Source organism: Phyllobacterium sp. P5_D12 (assembly GCF_054049495.1).
Genome location: NZ_JBFUMG010001102.1, coordinates 1 through 703, shown reverse-complemented (window position 1 = coordinate 703; position 703 = coordinate 1). Strand labels below are relative to the sequence as shown.

1 protein-coding gene is annotated in these 703 nt (G+C 53.2%); it reads left to right on the top strand.

The genetic code is table 11. The annotated features are described in order from the left end of the window. Positions 1-289: 289 nt before the first annotated feature. The coding region (locus ACXJ5O_RS28945; protein WP_457302910.1) for a transporter substrate-binding domain-containing protein at positions 290-703 on the top strand (414 nt) is incomplete at its 3' end.

Sequence of the window (703 nt, the reverse complement as noted above, 5' to 3'; positions counted from 1 at the left end):
CTTATTGGTGGAGTATCGGGTATCCGCCGCCACTTGAAAACCCATAGCTGGGTGACCGTCACTCACATTGAATTGAAGCCATGATGCAGTCCCTAAGTCTTGTAGCGCTTCCGGCTTATGGCGCGGGATGATCAAATAATGCTTCGGTCCGACAAGGCAGGATAGGTTTTCCGCAACATTTGAACACATTTGGTTCTGATTGCATCGATCCTAGATGCATGGTCAGTTCTCACTGGAATCAACGGCTGACGCGGCGAAGGACGCGAGATGCTGMAAGCRGGAGTTTTTCATGTCAAAGACTGCTCTCTACCTGGGCATGTTGTGTATCCTTCTATCCGTGGGCAGTCCATTTGCGCAAGAAATGCCTCAAGCCAAACAACCGGTCAGGGTGGGACTCTATGTGAGCCCGCCATTTGTCATACAGGAGAAGGACCATTTCACAGGAATGGCAGTCGAACTTTGGGAGTCGCTTGCAAGGGCGCAAGGCCTTCAGACCGACTACAAATCATTCCCGACGGTTCGCGCCCTGATCGATGCCACTGCGAACGGCGACATCGATATTGCCGTCACCAATCTCACCATTACGCAAGGCCGGGCGCAGCGGATCGACTTCACCTATCCGTGGTTCGACGCCGGACTGAGGATAATGGTCAACGAACGCCAGGGCACGGGGTTTCTGGAGGTAGTAACAGGATTGAGGGAC